Origin of the sequence: Pseudomonas sivasensis (assembly GCF_021391435.1) — a bacterium.
Lineage (GTDB): Bacteria > Pseudomonadota > Gammaproteobacteria > Pseudomonadales > Pseudomonadaceae > Aquipseudomonas > Aquipseudomonas sivasensis.
Map to the genome: position 1 here is coordinate 293,790 of NZ_CP090029.1, position 22,277 is coordinate 316,066.

At 59.9% G+C, this 22,277-nt stretch carries 19 protein-coding genes; 8 read left to right on the forward strand and 11 right to left on the reverse strand.

Annotated elements, in window-relative coordinates; all coding sequences use genetic code 11:
• Positions 1-7: 7 nt before the first annotated feature.
• The 3 genes from LRO94_RS01325 (at position 8) to LRO94_RS01335 (ending at position 3,790) form a co-directional block, all read left to right on the forward strand.
• Positions 8-889 carry an endonuclease/exonuclease/phosphatase family protein gene (locus tag LRO94_RS01325; protein WP_032885046.1) on the forward strand — a complete coding sequence of 294 codons (882 nt, stop codon included), beginning with the start codon at positions 8-10 and terminating at the stop codon, positions 887-889.
• Positions 886-2,925, forward strand: coding sequence for a diguanylate cyclase (locus tag LRO94_RS01330; RefSeq protein ID WP_179179702.1), 2,040 nt, complete (start codon positions 886-888; stop codon positions 2,923-2,925). The genes LRO94_RS01325 and LRO94_RS01330 overlap by 4 nt, the downstream gene beginning before the upstream one ends.
• 88 nt (positions 2,926-3,013) lie before the next feature.
• Entirely contained in the window at positions 3,014-3,790 is a 777-nt protein-coding gene (locus LRO94_RS01335; RefSeq protein ID WP_032885191.1) for an N-acetylmuramoyl-L-alanine amidase, read from the forward strand.
• 3 nt (positions 3,791-3,793) lie between these two features.
• Here the strand turns inward: LRO94_RS01335 and LRO94_RS01340 are convergent, their stop codons facing one another.
• Positions 3,794-5,581, reverse strand: coding sequence for an ATP-binding protein (locus LRO94_RS01340; protein ID WP_032885043.1), 1,788 nt, complete (start codon positions 5,579-5,581; stop codon positions 3,794-3,796).
• Positions 5,582-5,591: 10 nt separating this feature from the next.
• Positions 5,592-6,938, reverse strand: a complete 1,347-nt coding sequence (gene algB, locus LRO94_RS01345) for a sigma-54-dependent response regulator transcription factor AlgB (RefSeq protein ID WP_032885041.1) — start codon at positions 6,936-6,938, stop codon at positions 5,592-5,594.
• 377 nt (positions 6,939-7,315) lie between these two features.
• Between algB and LRO94_RS01350 the strand changes: the two genes are divergently transcribed.
• From LRO94_RS01350 to LRO94_RS01370, 5 genes are all read left to right on the forward strand, one after another.
• Positions 7,316-7,615: a hypothetical protein gene (locus LRO94_RS01350; protein ID WP_032885189.1), complete on the forward strand. Its 300-nt coding sequence runs from the start codon at positions 7,316-7,318 to the stop codon at positions 7,613-7,615.
• An 85-nt stretch (positions 7,616-7,700) separates the two neighbouring features.
• Positions 7,701-7,865, forward strand: coding sequence for a DUF1328 domain-containing protein (locus LRO94_RS01355; RefSeq protein ID WP_003170804.1), 165 nt, complete (start codon positions 7,701-7,703; stop codon positions 7,863-7,865).
• A gap of 2 nt (positions 7,866-7,867) precedes the next feature.
• The gene (locus tag LRO94_RS01360; protein ID WP_179179701.1) at positions 7,868-8,335 is read left to right on the forward strand and encodes an inhibitor of vertebrate lysozyme family protein; all 468 of its coding nucleotides are present in this window, start codon (positions 7,868-7,870) and stop codon (positions 8,333-8,335) included.
• Between the two features lie 712 nt (positions 8,336-9,047).
• Complete coding sequence (gltP, locus tag LRO94_RS01365; protein ID WP_032885038.1) at positions 9,048-10,379, forward strand: glutamate/aspartate:proton symporter GltP; 1,332 nt, start codon at positions 9,048-9,050, stop codon at positions 10,377-10,379.
• A 97-nt stretch (positions 10,380-10,476) separates the two neighbouring features.
• Entirely contained in the window at positions 10,477-11,706 is a 1,230-nt protein-coding gene (locus LRO94_RS01370) for a nucleoside recognition domain-containing protein (protein WP_048721443.1), read from the forward strand.
• A gap of 93 nt (positions 11,707-11,799) precedes the next feature.
• Here LRO94_RS01370 and LRO94_RS01375 read toward each other — a convergent pair whose 3' ends face one another.
• The 9 genes from LRO94_RS01375 to LRO94_RS01415 form a co-directional block, all read right to left on the reverse strand.
• Positions 11,800-12,411, reverse strand: a complete 612-nt coding sequence (locus LRO94_RS01375; protein ID WP_095185305.1) for an ABC-type transport auxiliary lipoprotein family protein — start codon at positions 12,409-12,411, stop codon at positions 11,800-11,802.
• Complete coding sequence (locus LRO94_RS01380; protein ID WP_032885033.1) at positions 12,408-13,346, reverse strand: MlaD family protein; 939 nt, start codon at positions 13,344-13,346, stop codon at positions 12,408-12,410. The genes LRO94_RS01375 and LRO94_RS01380 overlap by 4 nt, the downstream gene beginning before the upstream one ends.
• A 1-nt stretch (position 13,347) precedes the next feature.
• The gene (locus tag LRO94_RS01385; RefSeq protein WP_032885031.1) at positions 13,348-14,151 is read right to left on the reverse strand and encodes an ABC transporter ATP-binding protein; all 804 of its coding nucleotides are present in this window, start codon (positions 14,149-14,151) and stop codon (positions 13,348-13,350) included.
• Entirely contained in the window at positions 14,148-15,296 is a 1,149-nt protein-coding gene (locus LRO94_RS01390; RefSeq protein ID WP_122754118.1) for an ABC transporter permease, read from the reverse strand. The genes LRO94_RS01385 and LRO94_RS01390 overlap by 4 nt, the downstream gene beginning before the upstream one ends.
• A 55-nt stretch (positions 15,297-15,351) precedes the next feature.
• Complete coding sequence (locus LRO94_RS01395) at positions 15,352-16,383, reverse strand: DUF5924 family protein (RefSeq protein ID WP_032885028.1); 1,032 nt, start codon at positions 16,381-16,383, stop codon at positions 15,352-15,354.
• Between the two features lie 72 nt (positions 16,384-16,455).
• Positions 16,456-17,838 (reverse strand): M16 family metallopeptidase, encoded by a 1,383-nt coding sequence (locus LRO94_RS01400; protein WP_095185308.1) that lies wholly within the window; start codon positions 17,836-17,838, stop codon positions 16,456-16,458.
• Between the two features lie 57 nt (positions 17,839-17,895).
• Positions 17,896-19,554, reverse strand: a complete 1,659-nt coding sequence (locus tag LRO94_RS01405) for a Na/Pi cotransporter family protein (RefSeq protein WP_032885025.1) — start codon at positions 19,552-19,554, stop codon at positions 17,896-17,898.
• A gap of 214 nt (positions 19,555-19,768) precedes the next feature.
• Complete coding sequence (locus LRO94_RS01410) at positions 19,769-20,536, reverse strand: TerC family protein (RefSeq protein ID WP_032885024.1); 768 nt, start codon at positions 20,534-20,536, stop codon at positions 19,769-19,771.
• Between the two features lie 64 nt (positions 20,537-20,600).
• Positions 20,601-21,908, reverse strand: coding sequence for a CitMHS family transporter (locus LRO94_RS01415; protein ID WP_032885023.1), 1,308 nt, complete (start codon positions 21,906-21,908; stop codon positions 20,601-20,603).
• Between the last annotated feature and the right edge of the window lie 369 nt (positions 21,909-22,277).

A 22,277-nucleotide genomic window follows, 5' to 3' on the forward strand; every position in this document is an offset into this window, starting at 1 on the left:
GCTTCCCATGCGCCGCTGGGGCACCACCGAACGTGTCGTTGGCCTGCATGACCCGCAGGTCAATGAGCATCACCTGGAATCGACAGGCTTGCCGGCGGACAATCGTCTGCGTCTGCTCAGTTTCAATATCCAGGTGGGTAACAGCACCGAGAAGTACCGTCACTACATCACCCGTGGTTGGCAGCATTTGCTGCCCCACAACGGGCGGGCCGGTAACCTGCAGAAGATCGGCGACCTGTTGAGTGACTTCGACCTGGTCGCCTTGCAGGAAGCCGATGGTGGCAGCATTCGCTCGGGCTACATCAATCAGGTCGAGCATCTAGCCCATCTTGGGGCTTTCCCCTACTGGTATCAGCAACTCAATCGCAACCTCGGGCGCCTGGCGCAGCACAGCAATGGTGTGCTCAGCCGCTTGAAGCCGACCGCCATCGAAGACCATCCATTGCCGGGTCCAAAGGGGCGTGGGGCGATCCTCGTGCGTTTTGGCGAAGGGCCTGAAGCCTTGGTGGTGGTAATGATGCACTTGGCGCTCGGGGGGCGTACGCGCAACCTTCAGTTGGCTTACGTGCGCGATTTGATTGGCAAATACAAGCATCAGGTGCTGATGGGGGATATGAACACCCATGCCAACGACCTGCTGCAGAATTCCCCGTTGCGCGACCTAGGGCTATTGGCGCCGCAAGTCGAAGCCACGTTTCCGAGCTGGCGACCGCAACGCTGTCTTGACCATATCCTGCTCAGCCCGAGCCTCACACTGGAAAGTGTGCAGGTGCTGGCGCAGCCCATTTCCGATCACCTGCCGGTCGCGGTAGAGATTCGTCTGCCGGGCTCGCTCACGGCAGATGCATTACCCGCGTTGAGCCCTGGCCCTCGCGGACCCCTTGCATGAGCGACGACGCCCAGCGCTGGAAAGAAAAATACCTGCTAAGTATCGAGCAACAAGAAAAGCTCGAACGCCGTTGGGCTGCACGCCTTGATCTGCTGCGCCGCGGGCTGGTGCGTAGCACGCTGGCGGCGGAAGGTACCGACCGTGCCGTTGATCAATGCATGAAGGAAATGCGCGACGTTGTGCGCACCGACGACATGGACGCCGCCCTCGCGGCCTTGCTGCCGCGCCTGGAAAAAGCCGTGCTCGATTCTGAGCAGCGCCGCGAAACCCGCATTGACCAGATGAGCACCGCATTGACGTCTCTGGTTACGCAGTTGCAAAAGTTGCCGCTGCCCCGTGAGGTAGCCCGTCCGCTGAAAACCTTTGCCAAGCAGTTGGATGGCCGCGTCAGCCAGGCTCGAGAGATTCCTTTGTTGCTCAGCGAGCTGAGCAGCCTGCAAGGGCAGGCGCTGAATAACCTGGAGCCGGAGGGTGAAACTCCGCGTCCTGGGCCAGGTTTGTTGCAGCGTCTGTTTGGTGCCAAGGACGCCGCGAGCGAAACGGTAGCCACTGAGCCCGTTGCCAGCCCAGCGCCGTCCCCCGTTGTGACCCACGCCGCCGCCGAGCCTCAGGAACCTGAGCAAAACGATGAGCTGACGCAAGCCCTGCGGGCCTTTGCGCCGCAGACTCAGGAGCCGGTTGCTGCACAACCTGAACCCGCCAAGGCCGTCAGCGAAGCGTTTGTGTACGAGGCGCCTGCGCAGAGGGTGGCAGAGGTTGCGCCTGTCGCCGAAGCTCCAGCGCCTAAGGCGCCACAGCCTCAGGAGGAAGAGCCAGCGGCCGAAAGCGCCCTCGCGGCCTTAATCGAGACCCCGCCGGTAGCGGTCGAGACGCCGGATGAGACGGTGATCGGTAGTCTCTCGCTCCCGCCTGTATTGGAGGTCGATGAGCCTGACCCCAACGAGCTGCAATCGGACGGCCCCTATTCCCTGCCTGACTCACCCGAGCCGTCCTACAGCTCCGTGGCCAAGCATATTGAAGACACCCTGCTCGGCCTGCTGGAAGAGCTGTCACTGCCCGAGCGCCATCGGCCACAGGCCGAAGCCATGCGCGAGCGCCTGGCCCACGGTCTGAACTGGTACGAACTGCTGCCGATCCTTGATGACTTGGCGGTGCTGATGCTGGCGATCACCGACAGCGGCCAGCATGAGTTCGAGGCCTACCTGAAACAGCTTAACGAGCGTCTTGAGGCCTTCCAGGGCCACCTGCAAGTGGCCAGCGACGGCCATGCCGACAGCCGCTCCGCAGCCCGGGAGCTGGACACGCAGATTCGCGAGCAGGTCGACGGCCTGCAAAGCAGTGTGCAGGAAGCCGCGGACTTGGACAGCCTCAAGCAGGTGCTGGAAAGCCATCTTGAGGGTTTGCTCGGCACCATGGACGAGCACCAGCAGCAGCGTGACCAACGCGAGCAGGAAGTGGCGGCGCGCTTGAAAGGGCTGGCCGAGCGGGTTGCCAATATGGAGCAGGAGGCCCAGGGCTATCGCGAGCACCTCGAGGTGCAGCGCCAGAAGGCGCTGATCGATCCGCTCACCGACTTGCCCAACCGCGCCGCCTGGAGCGAGCGCCTCGACCATGAGGTCAATGCTTGGCACCAGCACGGCAATAATTTGTCGCTGGCGATGCTGGACCTGGACCACTTCAAGCGCATCAACGATGGCTACGGCCACCTGGCCGGTGACAAGGTGCTGAAGATTATCGCCAACGTGCTGCGCAAGCGCCTGCGCTCCAACGATTTCATCGCGCGGTTTGGCGGTGAAGAGTTTGTGTTGCTGATGCCTGATTCATCCCTGTCGGATGCCTTGGGCGTGGGTGAAGTGCTGCGTGCGGCGATCGAGGCCTGCCCGTTCCACTTCAAGGGCGAGCCGGTGACGATTACGGTATCCATGGGGGTGGCGCAATTCCAACCGGGAGAACGCAGTGACCTGGCGCTCAAACGAGCGGATGAGGCGCTGTACCGGGCTAAAGCGGCAGGTCGTAACCAAGTGCAAGCGGCATAAAAGTTGTTCTATTTTGTAACTTGACCGCTTGGCCACGGACCGTACGTTACACTGTTGCATTATCGTCTTCAGCGTGCTGTCTTCCGCCATGAAATTCTTGTACTTCACCTTTGTGCTTCTTCTGCTCGCCGGTTGCGCCAGCGGTCCCCGCCTGAACACCAGCCACCCCTCGGCGAACCACGACAATCGCGTGCAGTTCGTGGTTGTCCACTACACCTCCACCAATCTTGAACAATCACTGGCCCTGCTGACCCACGGCGAGGTCAGTGCGCATTACCTGATCGGCGACGACGCCTCTGCCACCATCTACAAGCTGGTGGATGAAAGTCAACGCGCCTGGCACGCGGGCGAAAGCGAGTGGATGGGGCGTACCTGGCTCAACTCCAGCTCCATCGGGATCGAAATTGTGAACCCCGGCTATAAGGACACGCCCACAGGTCGCCTGTGGTACCCGTATTCCGAGGCCCAGGTAAAATCGCTGGTAGTGCTGCTCAAGGACATCAGCAAGCGCAATGGCATCGACCCCAAGAACATCATTGGTCACAGCGATATAGCGCCGCTGCGCAAGCTGGACCCGGGACCGTTGTTCCCTTGGAAGCGCCTGGCCGATGAAGGTCTGGGTGTATGGCCGGATGCTCAGGCGGTCGCGCGCTTTCAGGTGCAATATGCTGCTGAACTGCCGAGCATCACCTGGTTCCAGGAGGAGTTGGCGCTTCTTGGTTACCCGACACCCCAGACCGGTGTGTTGGATGTCGCAACGCGTCATGTGATCGCGGCGTTCCAGATGCGTTTCCGGCCTTCCCTGTTTGCTGGGGAGCCGGACGCCGAAAGTGCCGCTATTTTGCGTGTCCTCAACCGGCGCTAAAGGTTAAAGCGGTAACGCCATGTAGAACTGAGTGCCCTGCCCCGGCCGCGAATACACCCCCATGCGACCGCCGTGCAGTTGCACAATCTCTTTGCACAGCGCCAGCCCAAGGCCGGCGCCGCCTTTCTTGCGGCCCACCTGGACGAAGGGTTCGAAGATGCGCCCTTGTTGGCCATAGGCGATACCTTCGCCATTGTCCTCGACACTGATGATTACCCGCTCGCCATGGCGTCGAGCCTGCAGGTGAATCTGCCCGCCGTCGGCGGTGTGACGCAGGGCGTTGCCCAAAAGGTTGTCGAGCACACGCTCCAATTGCGCCTGGTCGGCATACAGGCGTGGCAGGTCGGACTGAACCTCTACCAGCAACTCTATGTTCTGCGCATTGGCGGGCTCCACAAAGCGCGCACGAGCGTTTTCAAGCAGGTCAGTCACGTCGCACGGGCCCAGGGTGAGTTTCTGCAGGCCGTTCTGGTAGCGCGAAAAATTGAGCAAGTCGTTGATCAACTGCATCAGGCGCTGCATCTCTTCATTGACCGTATCCAGCAGGTCCGCTTCGCGGGAGTCCGCCGGGAATTTCGCACGTTCGCGGAACAGGCCGAACGCCATGTGCATGCCAGTCACCGGCGTGCGCAATTCGTGGGATGCCCGCAGGACGAACTCGCTGCGTACCCGTTCAAAGGCGCGCTGTTCGGTCACGTCGTGCAGCACCATGACCGCCCCGAGAATATGCCCCTCGGTATGGCTGACAGGTGTGAGGCTGTAGGTCAGCAGGCGCAGTTCGCCCTCGACTTCCACTTCCAGATCATCCGGCGCCCGTTCCAGGTTGCCGCCGCGCAGCACCATTTGCAGCTGTTCATCCAGTTCGGGACGCATCAGGGCTTCGCCCAGGCCTTGGCCGAGGCGTTCCTCGTCCCAGCCCAACTGGCGCTGCGCGACGGGGTTGAGATGTTCCAGGCGGCCTTGGCGGTCAATCATCAGCAGGCCATCGTCGATGCTGTCTAACACAGCTTGCAGGCGCTGCTGGCCGGCCAGCAGTTCGTCAACGTTGGTCGCTTGATGCTGGCGAACCGCCTCGGCCATCAGGCCAAAACGGCGGGTTAACAGGTTCATTTCCGCTGCTGAAGAAATCGGCAGCGTCACCTCGAAATCACCTTGGCCGATCTTGTCCGCCGCTTTGGCCAGCGCCTCAATTGGCCCGCCGAATCGCCGGGCGATGCCATGGGCGGTGACAAATCCGATGATCAGCACCGCGAGCCCCACCAACCCCAGCAAACCAGCGATCAGCAACGCCCGCTCACGGGATTTATGCTCGCTGGCGCTGATGTTATCCAGGGCCTGCTTATGTTCGGTAATCAGCCCGTTGCGCAGCACATTGAAGGTTTCGGTGAGTTTTTCCTTGCTGCCCGGCGGCGGCGACGCTTGCTGGGATTGGTCGAAGGCCTCAAGCAAGTCTTGGTATTGGAGGCGTGCCTGGCTGAAACCGTTGCCATGGCCATCGCGCTGTTCGTGGGCGATACCCTGTTCCAGCAAGTCGAAGTAACGTTTTTTGGAGGCTTGCAGCGCCTCGGGGTCAGGGCGCTGCTCCAGCATCATGATCAACTGGTCGCCAAGGATCTGGCGCAGTTTGAGGCCCAAATCCAGGGTGACAAAGTTGCTGCGGATCAGCGATTCCTGGGTCTTAGCCATCTGCATCACGCTGACTAAGCCCAGGATCAACCCCAGCAGAGCGACGGTTATCAGCGCTGAAATGCTCAGGAATAAACGAGTGCGCAGTTTCATCGCTAACTTCATAGGGTGCAGCTCACAGGTTGTACTGTTTGCGTTTGCGATACAGGGTCGACGCGTCGATGCCGAGGGTGCGTGCCGCCTGGTCCAAGGTGTCGCTGGTGGCCAGAACCGCACCGATATGGGCTTTCTCCAGCTCGTCCAGACTCAACGCCGCCCCGATACGCGGTGCATTGTTGGTCGGTTGTTCGGCCATGCCTAGGTGGACGATTTCTACCTTTTCCTGCGGGCAGATGATGCTCGCCCGCTCCACGACGTTACGCAGCTCACGGATGTTGCCGGGCCAGCGATAGTTGAGCAGCGCTTCACGTGCTTGATCACTGAAACCCCGCGCCGGCCGGGCGTATTCCTTGACGAAGCGCGCCAGGAAACGGTCTGCCAGCGTCAGGATGTCTTCACTGCGCTCGCGCAGCGGCGGCAAGTGCAGGGTGATGACGTTGAGGCGGTACAGCAAGTCTTCACGGAAACGTCCGTCGCGCACCATGTCTTCCAGGTTCAAGTTGGTGGCGGCGAGGATACGCACGTCGGCCCGGCGGGTGACCGGGTCGCCCACGCGCTCGTATTCCTTGTCCTGGATAAAGCGCAGTAACTTGGGCTGCAACGTGAGGGGAAAATCGCCGATCTCGTCAAGAAACAGCGTGCCACCGTCTGCCTGATTGACGCGGCCCAGCGTGCTCTCACTGGCGCCGGTGAAGGCGCCACGGCTATGACCGAATAGCTCGCTTTCCATCAGCTCAGCGGTCAGCGACGGGCAATTGATGGTCACGCAGGATTTCTTGGCGCGTTTGCTCCAGCCGTGAATAGCGCGGGCCAGTTCGCCTTTACCGGTGCCTGATTCGCCAAGGATCAAGATGTTGGCGTCGGTCCCCGCCACCTGGCGCGCGGTTTCCAGCACCACCATCATTGACGGGCTATGAGAGTCGAGGCCGTCTTTGGGCTGGCGCACTGCACCTTCTAAAGCCTCCAAGCGCGCGGACAGTTGGCGCACCTCCAATTGCTTGGCCGTAGCGAGGCGCAGTTGATCGGGGCTGCAAGGCTTGACCAAGTAATCGGCGGCACCGGCCTGGATCGCGTCCACGGCGGTATCGACGGCGGAGTGAGCGGTGACAATCACCACGCGCATCCATGGTGCCTGGATACGCATGTGTGCCAGCACATCCAGACCGTTGTCTTCGCCCAGGCGCAGGTCCAGGAAGCACAGGTCGAACACCTGGCGTTGCATCAGGGCATCGGCCTGGGCGGCGCTGTTGGCGGTGGCGACGGTGTAGCCTTCATCTTCCAGGCAATAACGGAAGGTGCGGAGGATCGCGGACTCGTCATCCACTAAAAGAATGCGGCCTTGAAGTTCCTTGGCTGATTCCATCTGTCCCGCGCTCCTTAACTATAAATGATGGTGTTTAGTCCCGGAATAATCGGGCAAGTTGCATGGTTTATTCTGATTGATAAAAGGCATTGCCGTGCAGGTATCTGCATCTTTTCCTACAGAGCCCCGCCTGATGGCGTTTTCATGCCTTCTTGCCACTTCGGCAACTACTCCTTCGCTTTCGATCCTTTGATCCGACCACTGACCGTCGTGCATTTCGCACGGCCTATAAAGGGCGATCGTGCAGGATGCTGCACTGCCATTGTGTCTTTAATGCATAAGCTACTGATTTTATTGGGTTTTATTTTGTAAAAAAGCTGGCATGCACGCTGCAATACCTCTCTCAACGAATAATCAAAATGCGGGAGAACATCAGCATGACTCGCCAAATCCTCAGCCAATTGTGTGTATCGCCACTGCGCTTACAGCAAGGCATGTTTGCCAGCTTGGCCGTAATGGTCACGCTGATAGCAGGCCAGCAGATGCAACATTGGCAGCAGAGTCAGCAGCAAACCCCGCATTTCGAACGTCCGGCGATGACGCAGACACATTTCAGTTCCATTGGCAGCCGTACCGTCGGTGCTGCTTCTGCTGATGTAACTGCACCGCAATTGAGAGTGGCCGAGCAGGATTCCACCCTGGGCGAGCTGCCAACCCAAGAACGTTGGGTGTTTTAGGCAATAAAAGCGGCCGCTTGTGTAGGGCGGCCGTACGGCACGGCACTACCGCTGTTACCTCTATCGAAGCGTAAGGAGAATCACCATGTTGAGTTGGGCAATCACATTTCTGATCATCGCCATTGTGGCTGCAGTTCTGGGCTTTGGTGGTATCGCGGGCACCGCCACTGGGATCGCTAAGATCCTGTTCGTAGTCTTCCTGGTGATGTTCATTGCTTCGTTCTTCTTTGGTCGTCGCGGCCGAGGCTGAATATGACCACTCTGTGCTTTAAAACCATGGCTGTCGCCCTGCTCTTGGGCGGCAGCGGCCTGGCGATGGCCGCCAATGACGGCCAATCCCGGGCCAACCAATTGCTGACCGCGGACCCGCAGTACCGCGAGACTTGGCAAGACGTGGTGAAAAAAGAAGAGCGCTTGCCGGAATGGGTGATGAACCTGTCAGGCACAGCCGAGCAGATGAACGCCGTGGAAGAAGATGGTGACAAGTACTTGGTCGGGCCGCTTTGCGAAACTGCAGAAACGTGCAAGAACAAGCGCCTGATCGTCGCCTTCAGCTTCGACAAGGAAGATGCCTACGCCATGTTGGTGGAAGTGCCCGCCGGTTTGCCGGCAGATAAATCCCCAACACGCCATGCCGATTACCGTTTTATCGGTAAGCCGGATGAAGGCATGCAGAAGCTGCTGATGGAGCAGCTGAAGAAAGATCCGAATTGGTACTAGGTCCCGGCTACGGGGCCAGCGTCCATAGAAAGAAGCACCCTTGCTTCTTTCTGTTTGCACCGCTCGCCAAGAGCGGTGCATGACCAAGGGGCTGGGTTGCTCTGATCAAATGGGATCGGCGTGACCTACGGGTACAGGGAGTGCCTGCGCAAGGGCCGGGTCAGGCGAAAAGCTGCGACGCAAGTTCACAAGCCCCCTGCTTGCTGAACTTGCGGCGGGCTTATGACTTTCATCCCTGCCTTTTATGCCGCCCATAGCTGCGAATTTTCTTTTTGCTTGTTCCCAACCATTACTTGGTGTGTCGGGACGACCATCTATCGAGAAAGTTTTGTCGACGCTATAGGACATTTCTGACGCAATGCCGCGTGATTCCCAGGCATTTCTGCCAACGCACCAAACACGTGCAGAATCTCTGCGCGAGCCTGAATTGGCCGGTTCACGGCATATTCACCTGACAATATGTCGCATATGAACTGACCGTTCGGACAGTTATTATGAAAAAAAGTCATGCCGATTCGGCATAGGGTAGGCGTTTACGGCATTAGACGTCGCTCCCTTGCATCGGAATAGTTGCGCCTTTTTTCGCCTGCCAGTAAGCCATTTCGGCCACGCTGCGGTGACCTTTCATGGAGGCAGATGCACACACTTTTTCGCTTTCGAGCGGTCCAGCTGGCGCATTTGCCTTAAGTTCACTTGAAGTAAGGGTAATGACATGAAGAAGGCAAAGCTAAGCCTCGCCTGGCAGATCCTCATCGGTTTGGTGCTGGGGATCGCAATCGGCGCAGTGCTCAACCATTTCAGTGCTGAAAAGGCCTGGTGGATCAGCAACGTGCTGCAGCCAGCGGGCGATATCTTTATCCGCCTGATCAAGATGATCGTGATCCCGATTGTGATTTCCTCGTTGATCGTCGGCATTGCCGGTGTCGGTGACGCGAAAAAGCTCGGTCGTATCGGCGTCAAAACCATCCTTTACTTCGAAGTCGTCACCACCATCGCCATTGTGGTCGGCCTGTTGCTGGCCAACCTGTTCCATCCGGGCGCGGGCATCGACATGAGTACCCTCGGTACGGTGGATATCTCCAAGTACCAGGCGACCGCCGCCGAGGTGCAGCATGAGCATGCGTTTATCGAGACCATCCTCAACCTGATCCCGTCGAACATCTTCGCCGCTGTTGCCCGTGGCGAGATGCTGCCGATCATTTTCTTCTCAGTGCTATTCGGCCTGGGTCTGTCGAGCCTCAAGCCTGAGCTGCGTGAGCCGCTTGTGACGATGTTCCAAGGCGTGTCCGAGAGCATGTTCAAAGTCACCCACATGATCATGAAGTACGCCCCGATCGGCGTATTCGCACTGATCGCAGTGACTGTCGCTAACTTTGGCTTTGCCTCCTTGCTGCCGCTGGCCAAGCTGGTGATCCTGGTTTACGTCGCCATCCTGTTCTTCGCTTTTGCAGTATTGGGCCTGATCGCCCGCCTGTTCGGCTTCTCGATTCTCAAGCTGATCCGCATCTTCAAAGATGAGCTGGTACTGGCTTACTCCACCGCCAGTTCCGAAACCGTGCTGCCGCGCGTGATCGAGAAGATGGAAGCTTATGGCGCGCCAAAGGCTATCTGCAGCTTCGTGGTGCCGACCGGTTACTCGTTCAACCTCGACGGTTCGACCTTGTACCAGAGCATCGCGGCAATCTTTATCGCCCAGCTGTATGGCATTGACCTGTCGATCGGTCAGCAACTGATGCTGGTGCTGACTCTGATGGTCACCTCCAAAGGCATCGCCGGCGTGCCGGGCGTGTCCTTCGTGGTGCTGCTGGCCACCTTGGGTAGCGTCGGGATCCCGCTGGAAGGCCTGGCGTTCATCGCCGGTGTGGACCGCATCATGGACATGGCGCGTACCGCCCTCAACGTGATCGGTAATGCCCTGGCGGTATTGGTCATCTCCCGTTGGGAAGGCATGTACGACGACGCCAAAGGCGAGCGCTACTGGAATTCGCTGCCGCACTGGCGCACCAAGCAAGCCCTGCCGACTGCCCAAGCCACTCGCGGCTGATAGTCCGACGGCTCTAAGACAAACCCCGGTAAATCCGGGGTTTGTCGTTTCTGCCAGCCCCGCTATCATTCGCCCCATCTTTCGGGGGATTTAACTGATGCTCAATGGCCTGTGGCTTGGCTTCTTTGTCGTGGCGATGGTGTCAGCACTGGCGCAATGGCTGGTGGGGGGTAACGCCGGGATTTTTGCGGCGATGGTGGAAAGCATTTTCGCCATGGCCAAATTGTCGGTGGAAGTGATGGTGCTGCTGTTCGGCACCCTGACCCTGTGGCTGGGCTTTCTGCGTATCGCCGAGAAAGCCGGGATCGTCGATTGGCTGGCCAAGGCCCTTGGCCCGCTGTTTCGCCGCCTGATGCCGGAAGTGCCGGCCGGCCACCCTGCCATCGGTCTGATCACCCTCAACTTCGCCGCTAACGGCCTGGGCCTGGATAACGCGGCCACTCCAATCGGCCTAAAGGCCATGAAGGCGTTGCAGGAACTTAACCCCATCCCCAACACGGCGAGTAACGCGCAGATTCTGTTCCTGGTGCTCAACGCCTCGTCTCTGACACTGCTGCCAGTGACCATCTTCATGTACCGCGCCCAGCAAGGCGCCGCCGACCCGACGTTGGTGTTCCTGCCGATCCTGTTGGCCACCAGCGCTTCTACTCTGGTGGGCCTGCTGTCGGTGGCGGTGATGCAGCGTCTGCGACTGTGGGATCCGGTGGTGCTGGCTTACCTGATTCCGGGTGCGTTGGTGCTGGGCGGATTTATGGCGTTATTGGCCACGCTATCTGCCACGGCGCTGGCCGGTTTGTCGTCGATCCTCGGCAACCTCACGTTGTTTGGATTGATCATGCTATTTCTGGTGATCGGCGCGTTGCGCAAGGTGAAGGTGTACGAGGCGTTTGTCGAAGGGGCCAAAGAAGGCTTCGACGTTGCCAAGAACCTGTTGCCTTACTTGGTTGCGATGCTCTGTGCCGTAGGTGTTTTGCGCGCCTCCGGGGCCTTGGACTTTGGCCTTGAGGGGATTCGCCATCTGGTCGCTTGGACCGGCATGGACACGCGCTTTGTCGATGCATTGCCCACGGCGATGGTCAAGCCATTCTCCGGCAGCGCTGCGCGGGCGATGTTGATCGAGACCATGCAGACTCAAGGTGTGGACAGCTTCCCGGCCCTGGTGGCGGCGACGATCCAGGGCAGTACGGAAACCACCTTTTATGTGTTAGCGGTGTACTTCGGCTCGGTGGGCATTCAGCGGGCGCGGCATGCCGTGGGCTGTGCGTTGCTGGCTGAGTTTGCGGGTGTCGTGGCGGCGATTGCGGTGTGCTACTGGTTCTTTGGCTGAGGCTCGGATCGCTATCGGGAGCAAGCCCCCTCCTACATGTTGATCTGTGAACACATTCAAAATGTAGGAGGGGGCTTGCCCCCGATGAGGCCCTCAGCGTTTCGCAACACCGTTGCCCTGCTGAACAACCCACTCCACCACCTGCCTGCTCAACTGATCCCCGGCCACTCCAAACCCGGCCACCACCGCCGGCACCTTGGTATCGCTCACCGCTTGGTGAACTTCAAACCGCCGGCTGGCAATAATCCGCTGGTCACTGCCACGCACCAGGCGTGCGTCGAGGCGGATCACCACCTCCACCGCACTGCCCCGGTACTCACTCTGAAACGCCTGCAACTGCCCGCCTAGCTCATAGTCGGCCTGCAGATTGGTGTCGTCGGTGCTCAGCAGTGTCACCCGACCGTCACGCTGGAAGCCGTCCAGCAGGCGATTACGCAACAGCACCGGCGCGGGATCGCTCCAGCGCGAGTTGGCGTAGCTGCTGATCAGGTCGCCATTGGGCACCACGGCGATGCGTGGGCTGTCGAGGAACTCGCTGGTTTGTGGCTTGGTCAGGCGTAGCGACCAACCTACCGGGGTGCCTTGAGTCGTCGTTTGGGCGGAGGCCAGGCGGTAGACGTCCGACGGGTCGGCTTTAGGCAGGATCGAGCATGCGCTCACCAGTGCCAGCGCCACAGGAGCGATCATTTGATAAGCACGCTTCATGGCGTGAACTCCTTGTTCTTATCACTGCCCAGCAGGTAACCGCTGGGGTTGGCTTCCAGGCGGCGGGAGATGGCGCGCAGCGAACCGAGTGTTTCGCGCAGTTCGCGCACCGCCGGCGCCAGTTCGTTGAGGCCCTGCATGCCACTGTTCACCGAGTCTTTGTTATTGGTCAGCAAGGTATTGATGGTGGCGGTGCTTTGCTCCAGGGATTTCATCGCCTGTTCGGCGCTGCCGAACGCCTGTTTGCCTTGATCGTTGAGCAACCCGTTAGCGTTACGCATCAGCACCGTGGTCTGCTCCAGAGCAGCGGTGGCTTGTTTGCTGACTTGCATCAGTTGTTGCATCACCACCTTGATATCGCCGCGTTGGTCGGCAATGGCGCCGGTGGTTTGTTGCAGGTTATCCAGGGTCTTGCTCAGTCGCTCGACGTTATCCGAGGAGAACATCTCGTTGGCGTTGTGCAGCAGCAGGTTGATGCCGGTCATCAGGTCATTGCTGTTGTTCAGCAGCCGCGCGATGGGTGATGGCGAGGCGATGATCTGCGGCAGGTTGCCATCCTTGCCCTTGAGCACCGCACTTTGAGGTGTCCCGCCGCTGAGCTGGATGATCGACGTGCCCGTGATGCCGGTCAGCGCGAGTTTGGCTTGGGTGTCTTCCTTGATCGGCGTCTGCCCGGCCAGGCGGATACGCGCGAGTACGCGGCGCGGGTCGTTGGGGTCCAGGCTCAGGCTGATCACGTCGCCCACCTTGATCCCGCTGTATTGCACCGAGCTGCCTTGAGACAAGCCGCTGACCGCCTCGTTGAAGATCACTTCGTAATCCTGGAAGGCGCTGTCGACGCTGGATTTGGCCAGCCACAGGCCAAACAGCATCGCGCCGACCACCACGATCACGCTGAACAGACCGATCATCACATGATGGGCTCGGGTTTCCATGTCATACCTCGTTGAGCGGTTGAGCGGCATCCAATGCCGCGCGGCCCCGGGGGCCGTGGAAGTATTCGTGAATCCAGGCGTCGTCCGTTTCCGAGACGATATCGATGGCGTCCGCCACCAGCACTTTCTTCTGCGCCAGCACCGCCACGCGGTCGGTGATGGTGTACAGCGTGTCCAAGTCATGGGTGACCAGGAACACGCTCAGGCCCAGCGCGTCGCGCAGGGTCAGGATCAGTTGGTCGAATTGCGCCGCGCCAATCGGGTCGAGGCCGGCGGTGGGCTCGTCGAGGAACAGGATGTCCGGGTCCAGCGCCAGGGCCCGGGCCAGTGCGGCGCGCTTGATCATGCCACCGGAGAGCGACGCGGGGTATTTGTCGGCGGCCGACAGCGGCAGCCCAGCGAGGGCGAGTTTGACGGCCGCCAAGTGCTCGGCGTCTCGGCGGCTGAGGCCTGCGTGCTCGATCAGTGGCAGCGCGACGTTCTCGGTCACGGTCAGCGAGGAAAACAGCGCGCCCTTCTGGAACAGCACGCCGAAGCGCCGCTCTACCAGCGAACGCTCATGCTCCGGCAGGTTCGGCAGATTCTTGCCGAACACCCGCACTTCGCCCTCGCTGGGGCGGCGCAGGCCGACGATGCTGCGCAACAGTACCGACTTGCCACTGCCGGAGCCGCCGACCACCGCAAGGATTTCGCCCTTGTACAAATCCAGGTCGAGATTCTCGTGCACGCTCTGGCTGCCAAAGCGATTGCACAGGCCACGCACTTCAATCACCGCCTCGGTGGGCGAACGGTGTAGACGACTCACCAGCCCATCTCCATGAAGAACAGCGCGGCAACCGCATCCAGCACGATCACCACAAAGATCGATTGCACCACGCTGGAGGTGGTGTGGGCGCCGACCGATTCGGCACTGCCGCTGACCTTGAAGCCTTCCAGGCAGCCAATGGCCGCGATCAAAAAGGCGAAGATCGGTGCTTTCACCATGCCCACCAAAAAGTGCTGCACGCCAATGTCCGATTGCAGTAGCGAGAGGAACATCGCCGGGGAAATATCCAGCGCTACGGCACACACCACGCCGCCGCCGACGATTCCCGAGAGCATCGCCAGAAAGGTCAGCATCGGCAGCGCGATCAGCAGCGCGAGTACGCGGGGCAGTACCAGCAACTCCATCGGATCCAGGCCCAGTGTGCGGATGGCGTCGATTTCTTCGTTGGCCTTCATCGAACCGATCTGCGCGGTAAACGCACTAGCGGTGCGGCCGGCGATCAGGATCGCAGTGAGCAACACGCCGAATTCCCGCAGGAAGGAGAACGCCACCAGGTCCACCGTAAAAATGGTCGCGCCGAAGCTTTTGAGTACCGTGGCGCCAAGAAACGCCACCACGGCACCGACTAGAAAGGTCAGCAACGCCACGATAGGCGCAGCATCGAGGCCGACCTGTTCGAGATGGGCAACCATCGGCGTCAGGCGCCAGCGCTTGGGGCGGAAAATGCCACGGGCAAAGGTTTCGAGGATCAGGCCGACAAAACCCAATAATTGCTTGCTGTCCTGCCAGACGGTATCCACCGCCCGCCCGATGCGTGCCAACACCTGGATGCCGGCAGCCTCTTCCGGTGCTTTTTCCGGTACGCAAAAATCGTTGAGTGAGCGGTAGACGGTCTTTAGTAACGCGCGGTCGGCAGCGGACAGGCTGCAATCGGTCTGCTCGGCGGATTGCTCGATACGGGTTGGCCCAAGCAGTTCCACCAGCAGCGAGGCGCCGGCGGTATCCAGGGCGCCGAGACCATTGAGGTCTATGCGTGCGCCGGCGTCGTATTGGCCGTCGAGTTTGTCCGACAGCTTCTTTAGGTTTGCGTAGTGGGCCAGCGTCCAGTCCCCCGTAATCCGCAGTAACGGAGGGGCGGTGGAGGTATCGAGGTGGGCTGCGCCGGCCGTGGGACTACTGGTCATAAGCTCCGAGCTTGTATTGGCTATCCACAATTCCTACGTAATAGCACGATACAGCCTACTTCGGGTTGTCCGTTTGTGCTGCGTCAGTCACTTTGAAGCGCAGCACGCCGATCACCTGCCCGTCTTCGGTCAGCACTTGAACTTGCCAGCGGCCCGCCGAATCGGGCGGGAAGTTCTGTTTGTGGGTCCAGGCGCGATAGCCTTCCTTGCGCCCGCCGTGGATGTCCAGGGCAATGCGGTCGACCTCTTTGCCGTTGAATTTCCACACGTGGTAGATCCGCTCATTCAGCCCGCGTGGCGCGTTGATTGCGGTATAGGCATACAGCCCGCTGCTGCGCAGTTGAGCGACGGTCACTTCCTTGAGGTCATCGCCTGGCGTGCGGTCTTGCAGCTGGGTGCTGATGGCCACTTCGGTCATCCACAGCGTGGCCGGCGGTACCCAGCTGCGTAGGAACCAGCCTGCGCAACCAATCGCGGCGGTCACCCCCAGCAGCATCGCCCAGCCCTTGAGGCTGCGCAGCGGCATGCTCACTGCCAGGCTCGGGATCGACAACGCCATGGCTACGCCGAGGGCGAGCTTGTAACTCTCGGCGGTGGTCAGGTGCAGGATGATCGGCAGCGCGGTGAGCAACGCGGCGAACAGCGTCAGTGTGTGCAGCGCCAGGAACAGCGAGCGCTTGGGCGCCAGCCATTTGTAGTACAGCGGGTCGATGATCGACACCAGTGCCGCTGCGCCGAGCAGGCCGGTGAATATCGATTGGCCACTGTTCCACGCCGTGGTGATGAAAAAGAACGGCAGCACGAAGAACAGACTTTCCTGGTGGATCATCTGGGTGGCGTAGCGCAGCAGGGGTTCGGGAATTTCCCGCTTGAACACCTTGGTGAACAGCTGGGTAAAGCTGTTCTCCAGCATCAGCCACAACCAGCTCACCAGCATGATGACCGCGATCCAACTGGCCATGCCCTGCTGACGGTCCACCAGAATGAAACTGCACACACCCGAGATGAAGCCGCCGAGTGCAATCACCCCTGGGTAGCGCTTCATCAGTTCGAGGATGCGGGTGATTAAACGGGTTACGTTTTGCATTCGGCGGTTCGCAGTCTTTGTAGGAAAAAATCCCAGACAGAATAACGTCTTAGCCCGGTGTTCGGTGCCCGATTACGTGATCCGTTTGCGATAAAGCCGCACGCCGATCAACACAATGGCGATCAGGCCGAGCACGCCGGCGCCGATCCAATTGAGCATGTCGTAACTTAACAACGGTTTTTCGATGCGCCAGTACCCAGGCTGCTTGAGTACCTGGCGCATAGCCTGGTTAGCCTGATCCAGGTTGACGGCCTTGATGCGTTTGACCGGATCGCTGAAGCGGCCTTTGTCGTAGTCGGCCAACGCCGCCCAATAGTAGTCGGCCAACGCGCTATTGCCCTGCACGGCCCAGGCTTGCCGAGCGATGGCGGCCTGTTGCAGGCGGGCGAAGGTGGCCGGGTCGAGGCCGTCTTTGAGCAACTGCGCGGTGAGGTCGTGCAATACCTGTTCGGCCTCAGGGAGGTTTTCTCGCTCAAGGTCGGCATTCAGGCTGAGGAAACCTACGCCGCCGAGCACTTCGCGTTCGCTCCAGGGGCCGTAGGACAAACCGTGCTTGAGGCGCAGTTGACGGTACAGCGCCCAGTCGAGGTAGTCCTTAAGCAGGTCGTAGGTTTCGTCGTGCTGGTCGTCCAATACCGGTTCTGGGAACAGCCAGTGCAGTTTGGCGCTGTTGCCTACCCAGCCGTGGATCAGTTCGCGGTGGCTGTTGGCGGTGTGCTGGATTTCCGGCAGGGGCCTGTGCTCGGTGGGGTCTACCGGGTCGAGTTCGCCGTAGGTGCGTTCCAGGTAGGCCGGCAGCAGTTTGTCGAGTTCGCCGACGACGATCAGGGTCATGTTGTTGGGGGCGTACCAATTCTTGCGCAGTGTCTGCAACTGGTCGCGGGTCAGTTGCTCGACCTCGGCGCGTTCGGCGCATTTGAGGCCCAACTCGACGGCCAGTTGATTGCTGGCGGTGTGGCCCAGGTCCTGACGGTCCAGCAGGCGTTGCAGGTGCGAGTAATGGCCGCCGTCTTCGCGCTCTACTACTTGTTTGGCCGCATTGATATTGGCGTCGGTCAACTCAGTGCGGGTGATGATTGCCAGTAACAGGTCTAGCACCTTGCGCTGGTTTTTCGCGGGAGCCTCAATTACGAAGGTGGTGTCGGCATTGCTGGTGTAGGCGTTCCACTCGCCGCCCAGGGCCTGCATGCGCTCTTCGAGGTCGCCTTCGCCGCCGCCGTCGATGCCACTGAACAGCAAGTGTTCGAGCAAGTGCGGCAACTCCTTTTCCTCACAGCCGAAGTCATCCAGGCCCACACCGACCACCAAACGGATCGCCACGTGCCCACGTTCGGTGCCCGGCTTGAGTAGCAATTGCAGGCCGTTGGGCAAGGTGTAGCCCTCGACTTGCAGGCGGTCAAAGGCAAAAGCGTGGGCAGAACCCATAAGCAGGCAGGCGAATAACAGGCGACGCATAACTGGCTTCCTGGCGAGTGAGGTCAGCTCTAACTGACTTCACGGGCCATCGTACGTTCAGGGCGAATGCGTGATGTCGGCAATATCTTCGGCCGAGAGCGCGCCTGTGTCGGACGTTTCCAACACTACATACGCACTGCTACAAAACAACGAATTGAGGCGTTTTATGTCGGCAATCAGCTCCAGGTGCAGGGAACTGGTCTCCAGGCTCTGTACGATTTTGCGTTGCAGACGGCTCACATGGGCGTGGGCCAAGCGGCGCTCCTGGGCGCGAAAGCGGCGCTTTTCGCGTAGCAATTGGCGTGCGCTTTCCGGGTCGGCGCTGAGGAATACCGAAAGGCCGAGTCGCAGATTGGCTATCAACTGGCTGTGCAGGCCAGTGAGTTCTTCCAGGCCTACTTCGGAAAACTGGCGGCGCTGAGAGGTTTTCTGCTGCTGGACTTTACGCAGCATGCGTTCGATCAGGTCGCCGGCGAGCTTCAGGTTGATCGACAGTTCGATGATCTCGGCCCAGCGGCGACTGTCCTGTTCGCTCAGGTCTTCGCGGGGCATTTGCGCCAGGTAGAGCTTGATTGCGCTGTAGAGCGCTTCGACGTCATCACTGAGGCTGCGCATCTCCTGGGTGATCGCAGTTTGCTTGCCGCGCAGTACTTCTTGCATGGCGGTGAGCATGTTGTCGATCAGGTCGCCCAGGCGCAGGGTTTCGCGGGCTGCATTCGCCAAGGCCAGGCTGGGCGTGGTGAGGGCCGTGGGGTCAAGATGACGGGGTTTGGCCTTGCCGTTGGCCTCTTCTCGCTCGGGCAGCAACCACGCGCAGAGGCGCGCCATTGGGCCGATGGTCGGCAGCAGGATCAGGCAGCGACTGACGTTGTAGAGCAGGTGGAAGGTGATGACCATGCCTTGGGTGTTGTAGTCCAGGCCGTCCATCCACAGTACCAGCGGGTCGAGCACCGGGATGATCAGCAGCAGGCCAATCAGTTTGTACAACAGACTGCCCAGGGCCACTTGGCGCCCGGCGGCGTTCTGCATGCTGGTGCTGAGGAAGGCCAGCACGCCGCTGCCGATGTTGGCGCCGATCACCAGGCCGATGGCCACGTGCAAGCCGATCACGCCGGCGCCGGCGAGGGTGGCGGTCAGCAATACGGCGGCCAGGCTGGAGTAGGAAATCATCGCAAACAAGGCGCCGACCAGTGCGTCGAGCAAAATGTCGCCGGTCAGCGAGGCGAACAGCACTTTCACGCCCTGGGCGTGGGTAATCGGGCCGGCGGCTTCGACGATCAATTGCAGCGCGAGGATGATCAGACCGAGGCCTATTCCTACTCGCCCCAACTGCCCTGCCCGCGTCTGTTTGCGCGACAGAAAGAAAATAACGCCGAGAAAGATCAACAGCGGCGACAGCCAGGACAAGTCAAAGGTCAGCACCCGCGCCATCAGCGCGGTACCGACGTCGGCGCCGAGCATAGTCGCCAGTGCGGGCATCAGGCCCATCAGGCCCTGGCCCACAAATGAGGTCACCAGCATGGCCGTGGCGTTGCTGCTCTGCACCATGGCTGTCACCAGGATGCCGGCGACAAACGCAAGCCAGCGCTTGGACATGTTATGCCCGATGACTTGACGCAAGTTAGAACCGTAGACCCGCAGGATCCCGGTACGGACGATGTGCGTGCCCCAGATAAGTAGGGTCACGGCGGAAAGCAGATTGAGCAAGGTCAGCATGCTCGGCCCCCCGTGTAGGTGTGCTCCAACAGGAGCGAAGGAAAGTTGCCGCGTGCCGCTCTACGTCTTGTACTTAAGCTGTAGTTGGCGAATGGGCTCGGCGCCAGCATCGCATAGCTAAAGTGGGGATTGAAACAAAACTGTCATGAAATCAGCTTTTTGCGGATGAAAAAAAACGGGACGCAAGCGCCCCGTTTTTTACGACTGGCTCGGGTTATTGACCCGGGATGTCCTTACGCAGTTTCACAGGATCCTGCTGTTTCTTCTTTTTCGCGATGGCGGTGCGCATCTTGATGTTCACCGCTTCTACCGCCAGCGAGAATGCCATGGCGAAGTAGACATAGCCTTTAGGCACATGCACGTCGAAGGATTCGGCGATCAGCACTGTACCCACCACCAGCAGGAACGACAGCGCCAGCATTTTCAGCGACGGGTGCTTGTCGATGAAATCGCTGATGGTGCCGGCAGCCAGCATCATCACCAATACGGCAACCACAATCGCGGCAACCATGACCGGTACGTGGGAGACCATGCCGACGGCGGTGATCACCGAGTCCAGGGAGAACACGATGTCGATGATCGCGATCTGGATGATGGTGTAGATGAACTTGCCACCGGCGCCTTTCGGCTCGTCCTGGGTTTCGTCTTCACCTTCCAGTGCGTGGTACATCTCTTGGGAGCTTTTCCACAGCAGGAACAGGCCACCGAAGAACAGAATCAGATCGCGACCGGAAATGCCTTGGCCAAACACCACAAAAAGGTCGGCAGTCAGTTGCATGACCCACGTGATCGACAGCAGCAACAGGATGCGCGTGACCATGGCCAGCGCCAGGCCGAATATCCGGGTGCGAGCCTGCATATGCTTAGGCATGCGGCTGACCAGGATCGAAATCATGATGATGTTATCGATGCCCAGGACGATCTCTAGGGCCGTCAGGGTGAAGAAGGCAATCCAGATTTCCGGATTGGTCAGCCATTCCATGTGTATTCCTTTGAGCGTGTGTTAGGCCGCACCGGCGTAGGGCCGGCGCAGCTGGGTTGTACGATTATAGAGTGCTGAACAGCGGAAAAATCCCCATCAGCAATGCGGCGAACATTATGCACAGGCACACCAGCACTGCCCACTTCAGGGTGAAGCGCTGATGATCGCCAAATTCGATACCGGCCAGGGCGACCAGCAAGTAGGTCGACGGTACCAGCGGGCTGAGCAAGTGCACCGGTTGGCCAACGATGGAGGCGCGGGCCATTTCCACTGCGGTGATGCCGTAGTGGCTGGCGGCTTCGGCCAGTACTGGCAGTACGCCGTAGTAGAACGCATCGTTGGACATGAAGAAGGTGAACGGCATGCTCACCAGTGCGGTGATAACGGCCAGGTACGGGCCCAAGGCGTCAGGGATGACCGCCAGCAGGCTCTTGGACATCGCATCGACCATGCCGGTGCCCGACAGGATGCCGGTAAAAATACCCGCGGCGAAGATCAGCCCTACCACCGCCAGTACGCTGCCAGCATGGGCGGCGACGCGGTCTTTCTGCTGTTGCAGGCACGGGTAGTTCACGATCATCGCGATACTGAACGCCACCATGAACAGCACCGGCAGCGGCAACAGGCCGGCGATCAGTGTGCACATCAGGGCCAGGGTCAGTGCGCCGTTGAACCAGATCAGCTTCGGACGGCGGGCGTCTGGAAATTGCGACACGCTGATTTCGCTATGGTCGATCTCGTCGCCCTGCAGGTGCAGTTCGCCCAGGCGAGCACGTTCGCGCTTACCGTACATATAGGCGATCGCGAGGATAGCGACGACGCCGGCGGCCATGGCCGGAATCATCGGTACGAAAATATCCGAAGGGTCCACATGCAGCGCACTGGCGGCGCGGGCGGTCGGGCCACCCCAAGGGGTCATGTTCATCACGCCACCGGCGAGAATGATCAAGCCGGCCATGATCCGCGGGCTCATGCCGATGCGCTTGTACAGCGGCAGCATGGCGGCCACGCAGATCATGTAGGTGGTGGCGCCGTCACCGTCCAGGGACACCACCAGGGCCAGTACGGCGGTGCCGACTGAAACCTTCAGCGGGTCGCCTTTGACCATCTTGAGGATCTTGCGCACGGCCGGGTCGAACAGGCCGGAGTCGATCATCAAGGCGAAGTAGAGGATGGCGAACATCAGCATCACGCCGGTTGGCGCGAGCTTGGTGATGCCTTCGAGCATCATCGGGCCGATCTTCGGTGCGAAACCGCCGAACAGCGCGAACAGGATTGGCACGATGATCAGGGCGATCAGCGCAGACAGGCGCTTGGTCATGATCAGGAACATGAACGTGATGACCATGGCAAAGCCAAGGAAAGTCAGCATAGGAATACTCCAGGCGTAGCGCGGCTAGGGAATGGCGAACCGGGATGGGTCAGCGCAGAACGAAAGGCACGAGGCGTACGGGGGGAGTTGGGGCGAACAGGCGGGTACGGACGGACATCGGGAATCACCATTGTTGTTGTAAACAGCCGGTCTTTTGCCGGCAGTGGGGGCGATCCTAGACGTGAAAGCTTTCAGCCAGCTTTCGCTGGCTAAACAGGTGATGTGGAAAAGACGCACGGTCTTCAAGGGTGCACAGGTGAAAATGTGGGAGGGGGCTTGCTCCCGATAGCAGAGTGTCAGTCACTGCATGTGCAAGCTGACCCACCGCCATCGGGAGCAAGCCCCCTCCCACATTTGATATGTGTTTAT

Coding starts and splice junctions, on each gene's coding strand:
- algB (WP_032885041.1), bottom strand. CDS start 6,938: ATGGAATCAGCCAAGGAACTTCAAGGCCGCATTCTTTTAGTGGATGAC.
- LRO94_RS01335 (WP_032885191.1), top strand. CDS start 3,014: ATGAAATTCTTGTACTTCACCTTTGTGCTTCTTCTGCTCGCCGGTTGC.
- LRO94_RS01415 (WP_032885023.1), bottom strand. CDS start 21,908: ATGCTGACTTTCCTTGGCTTTGCCATGGTCATCACGTTCATGTTCCTG.
- LRO94_RS01395 (WP_032885028.1), bottom strand. CDS start 16,383: ATGCAAAACGTAACCCGTTTAATCACCCGCATCCTCGAACTGATGAAG.
- LRO94_RS01380 (WP_032885033.1), bottom strand. CDS start 13,346: ATGGAAACCCGAGCCCATCATGTGATGATCGGTCTGTTCAGCGTGATC.
- LRO94_RS01410 (WP_032885024.1), bottom strand. CDS start 20,536: ATGGAATGGCTGACCAATCCGGAAATCTGGATTGCCTTCTTCACCCTG.
- LRO94_RS01325 (WP_032885046.1), top strand. CDS start 8: ATGCGCCGCTGGGGCACCACCGAACGTGTCGTTGGCCTGCATGACCCG.
- LRO94_RS01400 (WP_095185308.1), bottom strand. CDS start 17,838: ATGCGTCGCCTGTTATTCGCCTGCCTGCTTATGGGTTCTGCCCACGCT.
- LRO94_RS01330 (WP_179179702.1), top strand. CDS start 886: ATGAGCGACGACGCCCAGCGCTGGAAAGAAAAATACCTGCTAAGTATC.
- gltP (WP_032885038.1), top strand. CDS start 9,048: ATGAAGAAGGCAAAGCTAAGCCTCGCCTGGCAGATCCTCATCGGTTTG.
- LRO94_RS01355 (WP_003170804.1), top strand. CDS start 7,701: ATGTTGAGTTGGGCAATCACATTTCTGATCATCGCCATTGTGGCTGCA.
- LRO94_RS01340 (WP_032885043.1), bottom strand. CDS start 5,581: ATGAAGTTAGCGATGAAACTGCGCACTCGTTTATTCCTGAGCATTTCA.
- LRO94_RS01405 (WP_032885025.1), bottom strand. CDS start 19,554: ATGCTGACCTTGCTCAATCTGCTTTCCGCCGTGACCCTACTTATCTGG.
- LRO94_RS01370 (WP_048721443.1), top strand. CDS start 10,477: ATGCTCAATGGCCTGTGGCTTGGCTTCTTTGTCGTGGCGATGGTGTCA.
- LRO94_RS01350 (WP_032885189.1), top strand. CDS start 7,316: ATGACTCGCCAAATCCTCAGCCAATTGTGTGTATCGCCACTGCGCTTA.
- LRO94_RS01360 (WP_179179701.1), top strand. CDS start 7,868: ATGACCACTCTGTGCTTTAAAACCATGGCTGTCGCCCTGCTCTTGGGC.
- LRO94_RS01390 (WP_122754118.1), bottom strand. CDS start 15,296: ATGACCAGTAGTCCCACGGCCGGCGCAGCCCACCTCGATACCTCCACC.
- LRO94_RS01375 (WP_095185305.1), bottom strand. CDS start 12,411: ATGAAGCGTGCTTATCAAATGATCGCTCCTGTGGCGCTGGCACTGGTG.